The sequence below is a fragment of the Neobacillus sp. NPDC097160 genome, assembly GCF_044762155.1.
GTDB lineage: Bacteria > Bacillota > Bacilli > Bacillales > Cytobacillaceae > Neobacillus.
The window spans coordinates 46,932-62,834 of record NZ_JBIWDU010000025.1; the positions used below are offsets into that span (position 1 = coordinate 46,932).

Below are 15,903 nucleotides of genomic sequence, written 5' to 3' on the forward strand. Positions count from 1 at the left end.
GATGTTACCTCCATTATTAAACTATTGAAACGGATAAAATGAACAACATTTATCCTTTCACCGCTTTTTCCTTTTCTCCATTATTTAATGGTAAAGGATCCATACTTTGATCGTTCGCTGTTAAATCGATTCCATAGTCCTTTGCGAATACCATATGGGTTTCTACAAGAACGCCTTCTTTATTTTCATCTAAATTGAATACTCTCGCTCCACGAAGTCTGTTTCGATCAGCACCAGAAAGACCATACGTTCCAAAACCTGTATTACCAGCATAACCAAGCAAAATTCCATAATAGTTGCCACAGTAGGTGTTTACATGATCGTGTCCGCAGAAAACCCCCTTAACGTCCCCTCTGTCCAACATGGCTGAAAACAAACCGCCGTTAACCGGTCCTGGACATTCGTCTTCATTTCTTTCTCCTACTATATTATGTTTTGCTGCTGCACGATCATGGTTAGCTTGTGTTCTACTATCAACACTTCCATACCACATAAAACGATGTTCCCATAGAGGGATATGAATGAACACAAGTGAAGGTACTTTAAAACCGTATTGATTCTCAAGTTTTTTGGATTTCTCATAATACCAATTAACTTGATTAAAACGAAGCCAGTCCCAAGTAGGGTATCCTTTAAAATCCTGTCCGGCAATTTCTGCTGGTGCATATCTTCCGCTATCAAGAAGCCAGAGGTTGAATGCGGCATTATTGCCTTTTGAATTTTTTATCAAGAGGTTCATGTTTCCTGTTCCAGTAAGGCCCTTTTCTCCAGGTTCATTCATATTATATTTGTAATTCATATAGAACTTCAGCATGTCATTCTCATACATTCCACTTTGGGGTGAAGAATCTTCATCATGATTTCCAAATGTAACTGCCCATTTGATACCTCTTTGTTCCATAGGCTGAACTACATTATTTAAGGCTTGTTTCATCTCTAATTCAGAATCACAGCCCGCTGAAATATTGTCACCGTTAAGAACAACAAAATCCGGCTTCTCTGAGTCAAGAACCTTCTCCATAAGTTCAATCGTCCTGCGATCAATTCGTTCATCATCTTGAGTGTCGTTAAATTGTACAACTTTATACTTTCCGTCGGAGTTAAATTGAAGCTTAGCATTTCCTAATTCTTCGGCATGTACCTGGCTAGTAAATAAATCTCCAGGTAATCCAGTAGACGCAAGTGTTAATGCGAGCGTACTCATTCCTCCGATTTTCATAAAACTCCTTCTGTCTAACCCTTTGTTTAGATCCTGATTACTCATGAAAATTACCTCCCAATTTTTAAAAATTATTCCCCGTCATCTCTATTACATCGTAGGATAAAAATATTAATAGAGTATTAAGTAGGCTAGAAAGGTAAGTAAAATAAACAAAGAAAAAACAGAAAACAAATAAGCCAAATAAAACGGCCATATAGTCCTTTTTATGAAAATATTCAGATTACTTATAGTAGAAAAGATAGATGAAAAAGATGCTTTTTGATTTTGTTTTATTCTTCATTTTTGACTAATTTACAAAACTTAATATTTTCTTAGACTTTTTGTTATATTCAGTTCTTATGAGTATCCCCATAACTAAAGTCAGGGGTTTCGAAAGAATAGGCTTTAAAAGCCGCATTGTCTTTACGTGGGCTACCACAAGTCCCGCTAATACATCAGGCCGAGGCCTTCAGCTTTGCATGTTTTTTCCCCATTATGATGATTTTCTTTGGGGCTTGAAGGAACTCTTTTCTTTCAAGTCCTTCAAAAGCATCTTTTACATATTTTCGAACAATATTAAAGGCGCCATTTACATCTGCATGAATGAGAACTTTCGACCCTTTTATCTTGTAAAAAGCTCTACTACTCCGATACCCACTAAAATTAGAATGGGCACCATCTCCGAAAGTTGGAATGGGATCATAATTCAAGAAGCTAGACTTGCTGGTATAACTTTCTTCACGGTCGATGACTTGAATTCCTTGACGTTCAGCCTTGTATCGAATCATTTCAATGAACGTCGCATACGGAATTTGGATAAAGGTTTGCTTATTAGACTTTTTCATTTTGACCTCGGATTTCCAACCGACATTTCTTCCTATGATGATTGTATCAATGGTTCTTTCCAAAGCAATTTCCACCACTTTTGCGCTTGCTTTATGTAAATAATCCATGACGCGATTATTTCTTTTTCGATCTATGGAAATCAACCGCTTAGTGGTAAAAATTCCTTCTTTCGGACTTTTCCCATTCCTTATAATACACATGTATTTGGCTCTTAATTTGTTATAGTATTGATTGAGTGATTTTAATCCTGTGCCCTTGATAAGCAGCGGCTTAAGCCCCGTGTTATCGGCGATGGTTGCCAGGTTATCCACTCCTAAATCAATACCCATTACCCGTCTTGGTGTAAATACAAATTCATTTTTTTGTTTATCTGTTCTTTTGATTTCCTTTTCTTGTTCACCTTTAAAAACAATCTCTATTACATAGCGGCCATAGGACGGTACAATCCGAACCAGTTGCAATTTTCCTTCAGAACGAGCTATCTTACCTAGGTTTAATAGAAGATGGGTTCCTGGTAATTTCAATATACCCTCTTTTATTTCAGTAATTTGATTCGTTAAATAGCACGTAGTGCGGCCATTCTTCGGTTTATATTTTGGAATTTTCGGTTTACCGGAAAAGCTGGCTGGATTGATTTTATATTTCCTAGAGGCTTCAAAATAGCTTTTCCAATCATCGTATACATTCTTCATCGTTTGTTGATTGGACTGAGAGGGCATAGAGGTGTAATCAATCTGCTTCATGACCTTAAATAACGCTTCTACAAAGGCATATCCAATGAAAGACTTTTCTTGGGTTGGCATTTCGAAGAGTTTCAACTTTGGTTCTATTAGTTTTTCTTTTTTGTCTACTTTCTTAGGTTTTGCTTTTGCTCTTTCATAGTTTTTCAGGCGAATTTCATTCATTTGAGGCAAATAGGCTTCAATATCCATTAACACTTGAAGTTGATTTTCATTTCTTATTTCTTTTCTTAATGCTGTGTAAACCTGACGAATATAGTAATTGGTGATGTTGTACAAATTTTTCGCCTTAAAACATAGCGAATCACAGTAATCGAACAACTTATGTTCAGGATGAATTTGTATTTTATAGGAACGATACATAGCTTCACCTCTTTAAATAGGAACAAATGTTCTTTTCGTATTAATTATATCAGATCATGCTAAAATGTATAGTGAAATCACATGAAATAATCAACAAAAACACAGCTTATATCCCCATATTTAAAGCTAGGGGTTTTTCGCTGTTTTTTCGATAATTGGATAAAACAAAACAAATTAAAATGATGGGGGCATCGAGAGATTGTATGAATAAGCATGTAATTACAGATAGGTATAGAGTAATCATTAGGGAACTTGAAATGAAAAATAAAATTAATGTGGTGGATTTAGCCATTAAATTAAACGTCACACCAGAAACGATTCGAAAAGATTTAAGCGTGCTTGAGGAGAAAAGGAAACTGCGCAGAATTCACGGTGGGGCTATTCAATATTTTGGTTTGATTAAAGAACCTCATTTTAATAAAAAAATCGGCATCGCTCATAATGAAAAAAAAATGATAGGGGAAGCTGCCGCAACTTTCATTATGGATGGAGAAACGATTGCTCTAGATGTAGGGTCAACCACCTTACATATTGCAAGGTCAATTAAAAACTTAAAAAATATCACGATTGTCACCAATTCATTAGCAGCAGCGGAAATCTTAAATGATCGATTAGAAAATCAACTATTTGATGGCAATGTAATCGTCCTTGGAGGAACAACCAATCCACTGCAACGATCAATCAGTGGACCATTAACCAATCAGTTATTAGAACATTTTTATTTTGATAAAGCATTTATTTCATGTGGGGGAATTAGCAAAGATGGAATATGTGATTTTAATATTGATAAAGCAACTGCATCTACAATTATGATGAAAAGATCAAGAAGTGTTTATGTTGTAACTGATTCTTCTAAAATTAATCAGAAGGCTCTTTTTCATATAGGTTCATTCCCATCAATTGAATGCGTGATTACAGATCAAGATATGCCCGCTGATTGGTCAAAAGATGCTATGGTTAAAAACGTAAAATGGATAAATGCAGGTGTCATGCATGAAAATTAATTAGCATGTTCAACTTGAGCAAAAGGTGCCTGACCCCCGATGGAGTAACGCTTTAATACACCGGGGGTCAGGCACCATATTCGAAAATATTTTCTCTTAATAATGATAACATTTTTTTAGCAGATTTCTTATTAAGCAAATTTAAACAATATTTTAGGAGGGACACATTTTGCCAACTTTAAAAGAAAAAATAATAGAGTTATTAAAAGTTGATGATGGTTTCACGGATAGAGAAATAACGGACAAAATAATGGGGCATGGAAAACCGCAGCAGAATGTGAATATAGCGTGCAGGGACATAGAATCTAGAGGAATGATTCAACGTGTTAAAAGAACTGACGGAAAAATTGGGAATTATTTAACTGACTCCAAGATTAATAATAATGAATCTCACTTCATAGAAAAGCAAACCGTTGGGATGTCCGAAGATGAGATAAAGGAGATCATAAATAATGACCTGATTTCTAAAGGATGGAAGACGAATGTAGCATGGGAAAAGGTACGGGGGATTGCAGTATTTGGTCAATATTAATTGAAGGTATCCTTTTATTTGTTGGAAGTATATTAATAGTGATTGCTTCTGATAAAAAACATTCAAATAAGAATTTATGAACAATACGTCTAAACAGTAAATGATTACGGCCACCGAACTGTACCAGTAATGACATAATATTTACCAATGAATGACAATAGATTTATTACCGAATGACAGTTTATTTACCAGATTGAATATTTTCGTTTAGATTGAATGACCTTCACGGAAAAAGCGAATACTTGTCTCGGCCTAATCGAACATGTATCTCTCATGAAAAACAACCTCTACAATGAGATGACACTGATTATACAGTGATCTTCAGCAAACGGGCCATTTAATGGAGTACAGGGCAGGAATATTTTGTGGGGAAGTCGAAGTTGTTTTATCGAATAGCAACTACGGTATCGAATTTTTGAAACTATTTGAACATGATGGCATTCACGAAATAAGGTTCACGAATATTCCAATAGTAGAGGGTTTACGAAGTGTTGTTCTTAACAAATACCCGAAAACCCAATTTCACATTTTCCTATACTGTGACTTTTCTTTGTTATCATGAACTGTGACAAGGTGTTTTTTGTTAGGAAGGAATTTGTAACTTTTTAATAGAATAATTATGAAGATGATCAGATAATAAATTTTTACACATAAGGAGATAAAACTATGGAAAAAAACAAATTACTAAGAATGGACAATGTCGGCATCGTTGTAGAATCCCTTGATAACGCAATCTCTTTCTTCGAGGAGATTGGCTTGAACCTCGAAGGGCGAGCCACTGTCGAAGGTGAATGGGCTGGTCGCGTAACCGGATTAGGTTCTCAGTGCGTAGAGATTGCTATGATGGTTACCCCAGATGGCCACAGCCGACTTGAACTTTCGCGATTTCTCACCCCACCTACTATATCAGATCACCGGACTGCTCCTGTAAATGCCCTCGGTTATCTACGCGTCATGTTCACCGTTGAAGACATTGACGAAATGGTATCCAGACTCACTAAGTATGGTGCTCAGCTCGTTGGCGAAGTGGTTCAGTACGAGGACTCGTATCGGCTCTGCTACATTCGTGGAACCGAAGGACTTCTAATCGGTTTGGCGGAACAACTCGGTAACAAATAAGTAAGTGACGTTTTATAAAAAGCCTTTACTGAAATATACATTACTGAAGTAAAAATTGAAACAGAAAAGCAGTGTGAAAGTATCTCGAAGAAGTCGGGTACGTCATATAACACAGCATTCACGCTGCGGGACTCTCCGAGCCCCTTGGTCGCCAGGAGAAGAAACAGGGAAGCCAGATTCAGGCGACAACCCTGCGAGCCTAAGAACTTCGTTCTAAGTCTCGCAGGGTTCGTGAATGCGAAAACGTTATATGCCAATCCGTCTCGATTTGAAGAAAATTCTTATTCAATAAAAGGGCGCAATTCTGCAGTAAGAATTGTGCTCTTTCTTTATGTTAAGGGCCATGTTCTCATACTATTTTTTATCATTTTCATTGTTTTCTTTTTCATGTTCGGCTATTTTTTCATGTATCTCTGATTCGATTGCTTCTACTTGTTCCTCCTCAAGCTTTTGTTTAGGTTGTGGATGGAACCATTGGATTTCGCCTTCATGGTCAAAGCCTTTGAATTGTTCTCCTTGAACCTGTAAAGTAAATTGATGGCGTTCATGTATGCTCTCTTCAAATATATGTGTTAATTCAAAATCTTTGATAGGGCTTGCAATCCCGTGTTGGGCCATTAAGTCATGTATGGTGGATTCTATGGCCGTCACTTTACTTTCATCAATCATTTGTTTTGGGTGTGGATGAAGCCAATGGATTTCATCATCATAAAAATGCCCCTTAAACTCGTTTCCCTTCACTTTAAAGGTGAATGCGTACCGCTCATGAACACGATCCTCAAAAACTTTTTCCACTTCAAAATCTTTAACCTTATGACTTTCACTCTTATCTTCAGACATATATATCCTCCTTAGTGAATGTGTTCCATAAGTATGCATTTAACTTGAAATCCGGATCAGATGAATACGCGAGAACAATGTCCATTTGTTTGTTTTCCAAAGTGGAATAGATAGGACTGATTTTCATATGTAATTTCCCTTCTCAATTTAGTGCATACCATCTTTTTTACTATTCCCTGTTAATGACAGATAAAACCAAATTAGTATATAATATAGGCTATTTATTTTTAGAAGGCTATTACTAGAAAACTGGGTAGTGTCAAAAGTTCTATAAAAACTCTCTAAGGTGGCTAAGTTTTATCCCTTAGTTCAACCTAACTAGTTTTTTGATTTGGATTTTTCATGGAACTACTCTGGATTTTAGATAGGGAAGTAAATAAGTAAAAGAATCCTGGAAGAATGATTCCCGTACCAACAATCAAATATATTTGACGTGTGGATAAGTCTAATAAGCTAGTTGAAGCAAATAAAATACCTAAAGGCATAGTAATACGAAGAAATAATAATCGAACTGCACTTAATTGAGCTAATCGATCTCTTGGAGCATCTCGTTGGAAAATGGCTGCACTTTGAGAATTAAAAAGAGGAAACAGAAGTCCACCAGTTAGCTCACAAATCCATGCAATAGGAACCGCATGAACAAAAAACAGGAGTACGAACGAAAGACCTCCTCCAACCAAACCGAAGTACATTGTTTTATACGTTTTAGACAACTTCAAAAGTAAGACTGTTCCAATGGCATAACCGACTGGGAAAGCGCCTGAAAAAATCGCATATTCCCAATAATGACCCCCTAAATCCCCTCTTATAAAAGGAATATTAATAACCATCGTAGCTCCAACCGCAAATTGTACGATTGAAGAGAGAATCGTGAGACGTAAAAGATGTCGATACTTGAAAAATATCTTATAGCCCTCTTTTATTTCTGCCCACCAAAACTTCTTTGTCCAAGTTGCCACTTTCTCCTTACTTGACTGTGGAATACGTGAGAGTGCAATATAGCTAACAATGAACATAGCAGAAGAAAAACCATAGATAAAATGCATGGGACTGACTAACAAAAGTAAGGAAGTAGATCCGGGAGCTATAAAACTCATAAGTCGAATGGTTCCATCCAATAAACCATTTGCTTCGACAAGCTCTTCCCTTTTACAGATTTCAGGTAGAAGTGAAAAAGATAGACTCGCGTAAATCGGCTGCATCAATCCTAGAAGGCATTGCAGAACGACTAATCCGAAAATAGTTCCCACGTCTGTACCAATTAAATAACCAACTAGTGGAAGAATGTAGGCTCCCCCACGAATTAACTGTATGTTTCGAAGCATTTTTTCTTTTACAACATGGTTTAAGAAGGGCGCACTTATACCTTGCAAAATTAAAGAAGGAATAAAATAAATAAGCCAAAGTACACCCATCCATTCCTTTGATCCTGTTAGTTCATACAGCAACAATCCATTAATGATCCCTCCGGCTGATCCACCAAATTCTGATACGATTTCACCTATCCAAAGTGCTTTAAATGACTTAGAGAACTTCTTCATATATGAACTCCAAGGTACTGAGTGAGCTGTCCAGAAAAAGCATTGATCTGCGGTAGATTTACCGAATAGATCCCCTTATCAACACGAATAAACTTTGCTGCTTTTAATATAGAAAGCTGGTGGTGTAGTGTTGTTTTAGAAGTATTAAACTGAACGCTCATTTCTTGAAGCGATAACGGTCCCTTAAGAAGCTGGTAAAGCAATTTCAATCGTAGTTCATCCCCTAATGCCTTGTGACCACGAATTAATTCATTCGATGGAACACCTGGCTCCATCAAATATTCTTCCTTCAAAGGATAAAAGAAGAGTTTAGTATCAGGTGTACGTTTTTCTAAGATCCACGGACGATAAGATACATGTGGAATTAATTTGACAGTCCAGACAGAGGGTTCAGGATGATACTTGATTCCACCAGTAATTTGTTCGATTTGATCAATAGGATTTGTGATATCTAGTGAGCTGTATTGTTTCTGCTCAAAAACAAGTGCCTGAGTCCACTTCTTCCACTCTTCTTGTTGGCTTACCCACTTCTCCCACTCAACCAATGTATTGTTGAGTAGGTCGTAAATTTCTTGATGTGAATAATGACCAAGATCACGAACATATCCAGCTAAGTAGTCATGAGTATCAAAATATGTAGCATACTTCTCAAATAATTCACCTCGATGATGTTCAGTGGCTGTCGCTTTTCTTATTGGCTCAGTATTTCGATTCTTGTAAGGTAAAAGTGTTTCATAAAAACAATCAATTGGAATTTCTAAGAGACGATTCAAAAAATCTTGAACAGATGAAGAGGATAGTTTGTTTTGAAGCATAATCAGCGCATACCAGAAGTTGGTTTCCTCAATCACTTTTAAATGCTTTATTAGTGATGTAGGCATTGAGTCTTGCTCTGATATCCACTTTTCATCTAAATCGAATGTATGTCGAAGTTTTGTATGTGTATAGCCTGCAATACCTAAAATAACTTCCCAAACTGGTGACGATTCAACTTTAAGAGAGATTGTTTCAACAGGTTGAGGTAAATAATACTTCATACATTTTCCCCTTTTTTAGAATATTTAATTATATTCTAAGTTAATTGAATTTAAAATTCAATATTTTTCGAATCACTTTGAGTTATTCCATAATAGGGCGCAATTCTGCAGCAAGAATTACGCTCTTTCTTTATGTTAAGGGCCAGATTGTTGAAGAATCATGAACAGTAAACATACTGGTTAAATATTGTTTGTGAAAAGTTACACTTAAGCTATCGAGGTAGGATAAAGGTTTTCTCATGATTCAAAAAAATTTATTTTCCCTTGACTCTTACGTGACGTAACGGTTTATAGTGAAGATACCGGTAAAAATTCTCGCGAAATAAGGGGGTGGTTATTTTAGTTTCAGGTAAGAAGAAATGGAAGACAGGGGAACTTGCAAAGTTAACAGGTTTAACGATTCGGACCTTGCGGTATTATGACCAAATTGAATTGTTCTCACCGTCAGACTATTCAGAATCAGGATATCGCCTATATAACGCCACAGATCTTTCGCGGTTACAGCAAATTCTTAGTCTAAAAGATTTAGGATTAACGCTAGAGGAAATTAAATCGATCCTTGCCGACGATACGTATAACCCAATTGAAGTGGTGACTCTTCAAATAGAACGTTTAAGAGAAAATATAAGAGTTCAACAGAAGCTGTTAAAAGATTTACAAAATGTATCTGAGATTTTGCAAACGAAAGAGACATTGACGGTTCAAGATTTTACAAATTCAATTGGAATGATGAAAAAAAGTCATGAAAATTATTTTTACGGGCGCCAAAAGAATATTGAGCGCCAATTTGATCGACTTGGCGAATTCCTTTCTAATCATCCGTCTCACCAAAAAAGGAGGAAGTGAGAATGAAAAAACACTTTGCAACACACGATACCTTTGTTATTGAAAGGGTGTATAATTTCACACCTGAAGTGGTATTCGCTGCATGGGCGGACCCAGAGCTTAAAGCAAAATGGTTCACTGAGGCGGAAGAGTTTGATTTTCGAGTGGGTGGACAAGAGATAAATCATGGCGGCCCTCCAGGAGGTCCTGTTTACACATTTAAGGCTCACTATCAGGAGGTCATTCCTGACCACCGTATTGTCTATTCTTACACCATGGATCTTGATGAAACGCGGATTTCCGTATCTGTAGCAACGGTCGAGTTTAAACAAATTGATGAAGGAACACACCTGATTTTTACCGAGCAAGGCGCATTCCTAGACGGCCATGATACAGCTGCAGTTCGTGAGCACGGGACAAGTATTTTGCTGGATCAGCTTGGTGAACAGTTGAAAAATAATCAAGAGTTAAGAGTATCCTCTGGGGTATCGAAGATTATTAACTCTCCTGAGCCAATCTCTGATCGTGAGATTGTCAACACACGTATCTTCAATGTGCCAAGTGAAATCATGTTCAAAGCATTCAGTGACCCGAATCATTTGGAAAAATGGTGGGGACCCAAGGGCTTTACTAATACGTTTCATGAGTTCGATATGCGACCAAACGGTATTTGGCGTTTCATTATGCATGGACCCAATGGTGTAGATTATGAGAATAAATCCATCTTTTCCGAAATAATTGAACCAGAAAAGATTGTTATCCACCATCTGGGGCCAATACATGAATTTTTATTAACCATTACATTTGCTGAGAAAGAAGGCAAAACCGAACTTATATGGCAAATGCTCCACAAATCAGTTAATCAATGCGAAAAAGTGAGAAGTTTCTGTTACGAAGCCAATGAACAGAACTTTGATCGACTTGAGGCGGAACTGAATAAAATGGTTAACGGATTGCAACACTAATTAAATTTTATTAAAATATGCGTTAACATAGAAATTTTACTTATTCAGCTAAAGGGCGCGTTTATTTAGGAACGCGTCTTTATTATTTTAAGGGCCATTTAATGGAGAAGAATATCAAGAAATAATGATAATTGATGGTAATGATATGGTTAAGATTATATAAAGTCGTCGTCAATCTCGCGGAATTAAGTTAATAATTCTATATTGAAAAATGCACTATACATATAACGTACCATCTAGGGGTCCTGTCGTTTTACTTACACGGTGAGTGCTTTATTTACCTGACTCTTGCAGTTCATCTCTTATCCAAAGGAAAAACAATGGCTGGAAGGTATACATAAAAAAAACACCAACTCAAACGATCTGATTTTGTAAAGGTTTTGCTTTACACGGTATGCTACCCACGGAGTAGATTCAGAACTGTGATAATCTTTTTTCTTAATTTAAACATCCCTGCAAGTCCGCTTGTAGTAAGGATTGGTTCTAACACCTCAAACATAATCTTTCCCCTTTGATAAGTATTATTTTCCATTGACAATTATAACAAACAACAGAAGCTATATGCTAAAAAACTATCTTCCACAATCGGGCGCTATTCTGGAACAAGGATAAGCGCTCATTTTTCTTTTTAGGGCCATATTGCAGAATAACAAGTCGAGGGAATCGTAACGGTTTGAAATAATTGTATTGAACAAAGGGGAATATATATGTTTTTAAAAAGGTTTAACCGAACAGGAAAAATATTAGCCTTCATAGGAATATGGGTTGCTGCCATTGGAATTGCATTTAATAAGACGAGAGGGGTTCCAAAAACAAACATTCCAGAACTACTTGCGTCATTTTCAGTCCCTTTGATTGTAACAGGTATATTACTATTAATCGTATCAAATTTCTTCAGGGGAAAGTAAAGGCCAAACATAAAAGTCCTAATACCTTGTTCAATAATCGGGCGCGTTAATCGAGCAACACGTCTTTTGTATGGGACCAGATTGTTGAAGTTCACTCACAAAGAAAAGGATAAATTACTTTAAAACATAAAGGAGATTGCGGAGAGTAACGAAGCAGATTTATAAAAGGAGAACAAGAAGTTATCGGTACTTATAATTGGATATTTATGTTAGAATTATAGTTAACATTAGCATTTAGTTGAAGAAGGAGTGCAAATCAAAAAGTAAATAAAATAAGAAAGATTCACAAGGGTGGAGTTTATGGAACAGTGGCTTGATGTTCAAACACTCATCTGGTTATTTCCGATTATGTTTATCATTCATGATTTTGAAGAAATTATTATGGTTGAGAAGTGGATGAAACAAAACTCAGATGTTATTTATGAAAGAGTACCAAGAAAAATTGCTGAGAGGGTAATCAAACAGTTTTCCATGACGACAGCACAATTTGCAGTAGCAGTTTTAGTTATTTTCTTATTCGTAAGTAGCTCAACAATTATGGCAAACCAATTTGTGATTCAAGGATCACTTGCAAATATTTATATTTTTACAATTATCACATTGACTTTTTTTCTGCATTCCTTTTCTCATATTGGCCAGTCTATATTTCTTCGTTCCATTACTCCTGGTTCATTTACATCAATGATTATCATAATTCCTTATAGTTTAGTTTTGTATAACACATTATTATTAAATGGAATTCTAACATGGGAAATTATTTTTGCATGCTTGCCATTTGTCCTTTTAATAATTCCTATTGCTTTACTTGCTCATTGGATAGGAAAAAAAGCAGTATAAACAATTCATTATACTGCTCTTTCGCTAAAGAAAGTTGAACTCAGATATGTATTGTAATTTATTTGAAATAAGGGGGGATTAAATGGCAGTAAAAATTGCTCGATGGATCATGTTGTTTTGTGCTTTGAGTGCAATCGTTGCTTTTATCAGCAGTTTTGAAAATGTTGTCACAGCATCAACTAATCAAAAGATTGTTGAACTGTGGAGATTGCTAGGATTTATTGTCTTTGCAGGTATTTTTACATTATTAGCTTTTAATCCGACCCGTTATGTTGGAATATGGGAACTGGTAATATTTCATAAACTTGCTATGGCAGTCTCCGCTTTTGTTCTTATTAAAGATAATGCCGAAGGGGCTGGATTTATTGGACTGATTGACGGTAGCTTGGCTGTCCTAATAGTTATTGCTTATTTTTTAACTAAAGGATATGCTTCTTGGAGGTTTTCCAGAAAACGACGCAATGGTGAAACAACACAGGTAGGAAATGATCAAACTTAAGGGCCATTTAACGGAATAAAATTTTAGGTAGTAGTATGATCTGATTAAAAGGTGGGAGGAGATCCTAACATGGGGTTAATCATGGAAATTGTGCCTGTTGTAATAGTGGGAGGAATTGTAGTATATGTAATTGAAAGACTTAAACATAAATATAACCAAGGTAACCTAGGTAAGAAAAAATCAAAAGGTGCTCAAGATTTATTAGATAGTTTAATACCAATGGGAATGATTTTTGGTTGCGCTATCGGTGTAATTGTGGGCATGTTTTTTCCAATCTCTCTACTATCTACAGTTAGTTTAGGAGCTGGAATAGGCTATTTATTTGGATTTCTTGCTTATGAAATTTATAGTAAGAAAGGAAACATTCATTCATAAATACCTATCTTCCTGAAACGGACGCTATTGTTCAATAAGAACAGTCACTTCTTGTGCTAACAGGCAGGTTAATGGAATTAAGGGCAAGATTGTTGAATAACACAGGGTGGTAAAAAAATTTACAAATGCTTATTAATCCCTCCTCGTAAATTAGTCCCTATTAGACAAAATATGTTACGGGACAGTGCTGCTAAAACAATAGCACTTCCCTATAAAAGACGAGGGAGTGAAATAGATGGCTGATATCAACAAACGCAAACGTGACGATAACGATACTGGCGAGGCAGTAGGAACTGGTGTAGGTGCTTTTACTGGGGATACTATGGCTTCTGCTCTTGATCTATTTGGTACTGTTGCAGGTGCTGTTGCTGGCAGAGCACTGGACAACAAGGCGGGGGAAGGTACCGTTGATGACGACAATCATGACTCCAAAACAAAAGATTAGAATTAAGTAAAGTCATCCTTTAACCGAAGGCTTATGGCATGCAGTGGACTTCCTAAATGGAAGTCCTTTTAGTTTTAAACGTGGAATTTTGGCTTATGCGCAAGATCTTGATGAAACTGCCGAATAACAAATAAAACAGATAATCTAAATTAATAAGCCTTTGAGAGAAGCGGATGGTTAGCTGAACATGATACAATGAATTTGAAAGGCTTGTTTAAAAAATGAAGGATTTGCTAATTTAAGGAGGGAATGGAATGTTTACATCAGTAAATGATTTCTTAAACGAATGGAAACAAGAAGCAGCTTCTACCCAAAAAGTGTTGGATGTGCTGACGGATGAATCGTTGAATCAGGAGATTTCTCCAGGATTAAACAGCATTGGAAGCCTGGCTTGGCATATTACTGGAGCAGCTTACTACTTTCCTTCACAGGTTGGATTAAAATTTGAGATTCCTGATCTTCAAAAAGAGGCACCGAAATCAGCTGCTGAAATCAGCGAGACATACAAAATAGTAAGTCAGCGGTTAACACAAGCATTTTCTGAACAGGTTTCAGATGAAAAAATGAACAAAATGGTGAATTTATTTGGAATGGACATGCCAGTTCAAGCTGTTTTCCGTCTGCTAATTCAACATCAGGCTCATCATCGCGGACAATTGACTGTCCTTATGAGACAAGCTGACTTGAAAGTTCCTGGCGTATATGGTCCTAGCAAAGAAGAATGGGAAGCAATGAATGCTCAAAAGAGCTGATATCGTCATGATGCAAAAAGCCGGCGCCTGCCGGTTTTTTGTACTATCAGAATTTATTTCATTTCTTAACTCAGTTTGCGCACTGAGAAGAATTAAGTAAAAACTTTACTGAGAAAGTATACAAAATGGGCAGAGATAAGAAAGAGGCAAGCACCTTAAAAGTGCTTACCTATTCAAAAGCTCATCCAGAGAAATGATTCTATGTTTTAACTCTTCATTCGAATCTAATACTGCTATAACAATTTGATTAGCTTCTGTTATGGTCGCATATCTGAAATGTTCATCCCCATTAAAGAGTAAACCTGGTACCAGTTTTGCCTCCATCTTCGCAAAGACGCTTTCTGTGTACTCAAGTGGTAGAAAATCATCTATTCCTTCTGTTGGTTCACCAACCCATTTAAACAAGAAATCTTTGATTGAAAATTGCTCAACCGTTGATAATTTTTTCTTGAATTTTAGCTTATCCACTGAAACTGTTCCCATTTTAATCACTCCTTAAGTAAGTAAAGTTTATACTTTCAGATTCTCAACATCAACTGCAGCACGGTAACAGAATGCTAACATTTTTATTACGAGCTAATATTAAATGTGTAAGTATTTAAGGCACGAATTTCAAATAAGGATTTTATAGCAATCATTTCTCCTTTCCATGTTCCACTAAAGGGCGCGTTTATCGAGCAACGCGTCTTTTTGTATAGGGCCAGATTGTGAAGGATTGTACTTAAGCTAACGTGGCAGAATAGTTTAACAAGAATTACGTTATTCAAAGGGGGAGTACATATGGGGAAATATGAAGTTAAGCAAATATACAATCTGTTGAATTTTGATTTGGATAGTTTAGTAATACAAAGCAAAGAAGATGGTTTTCGTTTTGTAGAAAGATTAGTAAATGATTATAAAAATAGCAGTAATACTTTTAATCATTCTGAAGAAGGTTTATTTGGCGTGTTTAATGAAGAAGGTGTCATTGTTGCTATTAGTGGATTAAATAAAGACCCATTTTCAAATGAACAATCTATTGGAAGGCTGAGAAGGTTTTATGTTAGTAAAGAGTATAGGAGAAACGGTATAGGA

General features: G+C 36.2%; 18 protein-coding genes. 12 read left to right on the top strand and 6 right to left on the bottom strand.

Annotated features, from left to right (window positions below):
* Positions 1-49: 49 nt before the first annotated feature.
* Together ACIQXV_RS26510 and ACIQXV_RS26515 are read right to left on the bottom strand one after the other, a co-directional pair.
* Entirely contained in the window at positions 50-1,264 is a 1,215-nt protein-coding gene (locus ACIQXV_RS26510; RefSeq protein ID WP_402964347.1) for a metallophosphoesterase family protein, read from the bottom strand.
* A gap of 392 nt (positions 1,265-1,656) precedes the next feature.
* Positions 1,657-3,150 (bottom strand): RNA-guided endonuclease InsQ/TnpB family protein, encoded by a 1,494-nt coding sequence (locus ACIQXV_RS26515; RefSeq protein ID WP_402964350.1) that lies wholly within the window; start codon positions 3,148-3,150, stop codon positions 1,657-1,659.
* 203 nt (positions 3,151-3,353) lie between these two features.
* Between ACIQXV_RS26515 and ACIQXV_RS26520 the strand changes: the two genes are divergently transcribed.
* The 3 genes from ACIQXV_RS26520 (at position 3,354) to ACIQXV_RS26530 (ending at position 5,805) form a co-directional block, all read left to right on the top strand.
* Positions 3,354-4,154: a DeoR/GlpR family DNA-binding transcription regulator gene (locus tag ACIQXV_RS26520; protein ID WP_402964353.1), complete on the top strand. Its 801-nt coding sequence runs from the start codon at positions 3,354-3,356 to the stop codon at positions 4,152-4,154.
* Between the two features lie 169 nt (positions 4,155-4,323).
* Positions 4,324-4,686, top strand: a complete 363-nt coding sequence (locus ACIQXV_RS26525) for a hypothetical protein (RefSeq protein WP_402964356.1) — start codon at positions 4,324-4,326, stop codon at positions 4,684-4,686.
* 666 nt (positions 4,687-5,352) lie between these two features.
* On the top strand, positions 5,353-5,805 hold the full coding sequence (locus ACIQXV_RS26530) for a VOC family protein (protein WP_402964359.1): 453 nt from the start codon (positions 5,353-5,355) through the stop codon (positions 5,803-5,805).
* Positions 5,806-6,159: 354 nt separating this feature from the next.
* On the opposite strand, the gene ACIQXV_RS26535 is transcribed toward ACIQXV_RS26530, so the two are convergent.
* The 3 genes from ACIQXV_RS26535 to ACIQXV_RS26545 all read right to left on the bottom strand — a co-directional run bounded on the left by ACIQXV_RS26535 (position 6,160) and on the right by ACIQXV_RS26545 (position 9,223).
* On the bottom strand, positions 6,160-6,645 hold the full coding sequence (locus ACIQXV_RS26535; protein ID WP_402964362.1) for a hypothetical protein: 486 nt from the start codon (positions 6,643-6,645) through the stop codon (positions 6,160-6,162).
* Between the two features lie 314 nt (positions 6,646-6,959).
* Complete coding sequence (locus ACIQXV_RS26540; protein WP_402964365.1) at positions 6,960-8,186, bottom strand: MFS transporter; 1,227 nt, start codon at positions 8,184-8,186, stop codon at positions 6,960-6,962.
* On the bottom strand, positions 8,183-9,223 hold the full coding sequence (locus ACIQXV_RS26545) for an ArsR/SmtB family transcription factor (protein ID WP_402964368.1): 1,041 nt from the start codon (positions 9,221-9,223) through the stop codon (positions 8,183-8,185). The genes ACIQXV_RS26540 and ACIQXV_RS26545 overlap by 4 nt, the downstream gene beginning before the upstream one ends.
* Before the next feature lie 330 nt (positions 9,224-9,553).
* Between ACIQXV_RS26545 and ACIQXV_RS26550 the strand changes: the two genes are divergently transcribed.
* From ACIQXV_RS26550 to ACIQXV_RS26585, 8 genes are all read left to right on the top strand, one after another.
* Positions 9,554-10,069 (top strand): MerR family transcriptional regulator, encoded by a 516-nt coding sequence (locus tag ACIQXV_RS26550; protein ID WP_402964371.1) that lies wholly within the window; start codon positions 9,554-9,556, stop codon positions 10,067-10,069.
* A 2-nt stretch (positions 10,070-10,071) separates the two neighbouring features.
* Positions 10,072-11,013 carry an SRPBCC family protein gene (locus ACIQXV_RS26555; RefSeq protein WP_402964374.1) on the top strand — a complete coding sequence of 314 codons (942 nt, stop codon included), beginning with the start codon at positions 10,072-10,074 and terminating at the stop codon, positions 11,011-11,013.
* 707 nt (positions 11,014-11,720) lie between these two features.
* Positions 11,721-11,921 (top strand): hypothetical protein, encoded by a 201-nt coding sequence (locus ACIQXV_RS26560; RefSeq protein ID WP_402964377.1) that lies wholly within the window; start codon positions 11,721-11,723, stop codon positions 11,919-11,921.
* A gap of 300 nt (positions 11,922-12,221) precedes the next feature.
* Positions 12,222-12,758: an HXXEE domain-containing protein gene (locus ACIQXV_RS26565; RefSeq protein ID WP_402964380.1), complete on the top strand. Its 537-nt coding sequence runs from the start codon at positions 12,222-12,224 to the stop codon at positions 12,756-12,758.
* 82 nt (positions 12,759-12,840) lie between these two features.
* Positions 12,841-13,257 carry a hypothetical protein gene (locus tag ACIQXV_RS26570; RefSeq protein WP_402964383.1) on the top strand — a complete coding sequence of 139 codons (417 nt, stop codon included), beginning with the start codon at positions 12,841-12,843 and terminating at the stop codon, positions 13,255-13,257.
* 69 nt (positions 13,258-13,326) lie between these two features.
* Positions 13,327-13,632, top strand: coding sequence for a hypothetical protein (locus tag ACIQXV_RS26575; protein ID WP_402964386.1), 306 nt, complete (start codon positions 13,327-13,329; stop codon positions 13,630-13,632).
* A gap of 235 nt (positions 13,633-13,867) precedes the next feature.
* The gene (locus ACIQXV_RS26580; RefSeq protein ID WP_402964389.1) at positions 13,868-14,077 is read left to right on the top strand and encodes a hypothetical protein; all 210 of its coding nucleotides are present in this window, start codon (positions 13,868-13,870) and stop codon (positions 14,075-14,077) included.
* A gap of 254 nt (positions 14,078-14,331) precedes the next feature.
* Entirely contained in the window at positions 14,332-14,829 is a 498-nt protein-coding gene (locus ACIQXV_RS26585) for a DinB family protein (protein ID WP_402964392.1), read from the top strand.
* Positions 14,830-14,994: 165 nt separating this feature from the next.
* On the opposite strand, the gene ACIQXV_RS26590 is transcribed toward ACIQXV_RS26585, so the two are convergent.
* Positions 14,995-15,312 carry a hypothetical protein gene (locus tag ACIQXV_RS26590; RefSeq protein WP_402964395.1) on the bottom strand — a complete coding sequence of 106 codons (318 nt, stop codon included), beginning with the start codon at positions 15,310-15,312 and terminating at the stop codon, positions 14,995-14,997.
* Positions 15,313-15,609: 297 nt separating this feature from the next.
* Between ACIQXV_RS26590 and ACIQXV_RS26595 the strand changes: the two genes are divergently transcribed.
* A partial coding sequence (locus tag ACIQXV_RS26595; protein WP_402964398.1) for a GNAT family N-acetyltransferase occupies positions 15,610-15,903 on the top strand: 294 nt, incomplete at its 3' end.

Coding starts and splice junctions, on each gene's coding strand:
- ACIQXV_RS26510 (WP_402964347.1), bottom strand. CDS start 1,264: ATGAGTAATCAGGATCTAAACAAAGGGTTAGACAGAAGGAGTTTTATG.
- ACIQXV_RS26515 (WP_402964350.1), bottom strand. CDS start 3,150: ATGTATCGTTCCTATAAAATACAAATTCATCCTGAACATAAGTTGTTC.
- ACIQXV_RS26520 (WP_402964353.1), top strand. CDS start 3,354: ATGAATAAGCATGTAATTACAGATAGGTATAGAGTAATCATTAGGGAA.
- ACIQXV_RS26530 (WP_402964359.1), top strand. CDS start 5,353: ATGGAAAAAAACAAATTACTAAGAATGGACAATGTCGGCATCGTTGTA.
- ACIQXV_RS26535 (WP_402964362.1), bottom strand. CDS start 6,645: ATGTCTGAAGATAAGAGTGAAAGTCATAAGGTTAAAGATTTTGAAGTG.
- ACIQXV_RS26540 (WP_402964365.1), bottom strand. CDS start 8,186: ATGAAGAAGTTCTCTAAGTCATTTAAAGCACTTTGGATAGGTGAAATC.
- ACIQXV_RS26545 (WP_402964368.1), bottom strand. CDS start 9,223: ATGAAGTATTATTTACCTCAACCTGTTGAAACAATCTCTCTTAAAGTT.
- ACIQXV_RS26555 (WP_402964374.1), top strand. CDS start 10,072: ATGAAAAAACACTTTGCAACACACGATACCTTTGTTATTGAAAGGGTG.
- ACIQXV_RS26560 (WP_402964377.1), top strand. CDS start 11,721: ATGTTTTTAAAAAGGTTTAACCGAACAGGAAAAATATTAGCCTTCATA.
- ACIQXV_RS26565 (WP_402964380.1), top strand. CDS start 12,222: ATGGAACAGTGGCTTGATGTTCAAACACTCATCTGGTTATTTCCGATT.
- ACIQXV_RS26570 (WP_402964383.1), top strand. CDS start 12,841: ATGGCAGTAAAAATTGCTCGATGGATCATGTTGTTTTGTGCTTTGAGT.
- ACIQXV_RS26575 (WP_402964386.1), top strand. CDS start 13,327: ATGGGGTTAATCATGGAAATTGTGCCTGTTGTAATAGTGGGAGGAATT.
- ACIQXV_RS26580 (WP_402964389.1), top strand. CDS start 13,868: ATGGCTGATATCAACAAACGCAAACGTGACGATAACGATACTGGCGAG.
- ACIQXV_RS26585 (WP_402964392.1), top strand. CDS start 14,332: ATGTTTACATCAGTAAATGATTTCTTAAACGAATGGAAACAAGAAGCA.
- ACIQXV_RS26590 (WP_402964395.1), bottom strand. CDS start 15,312: ATGGGAACAGTTTCAGTGGATAAGCTAAAATTCAAGAAAAAATTATCA.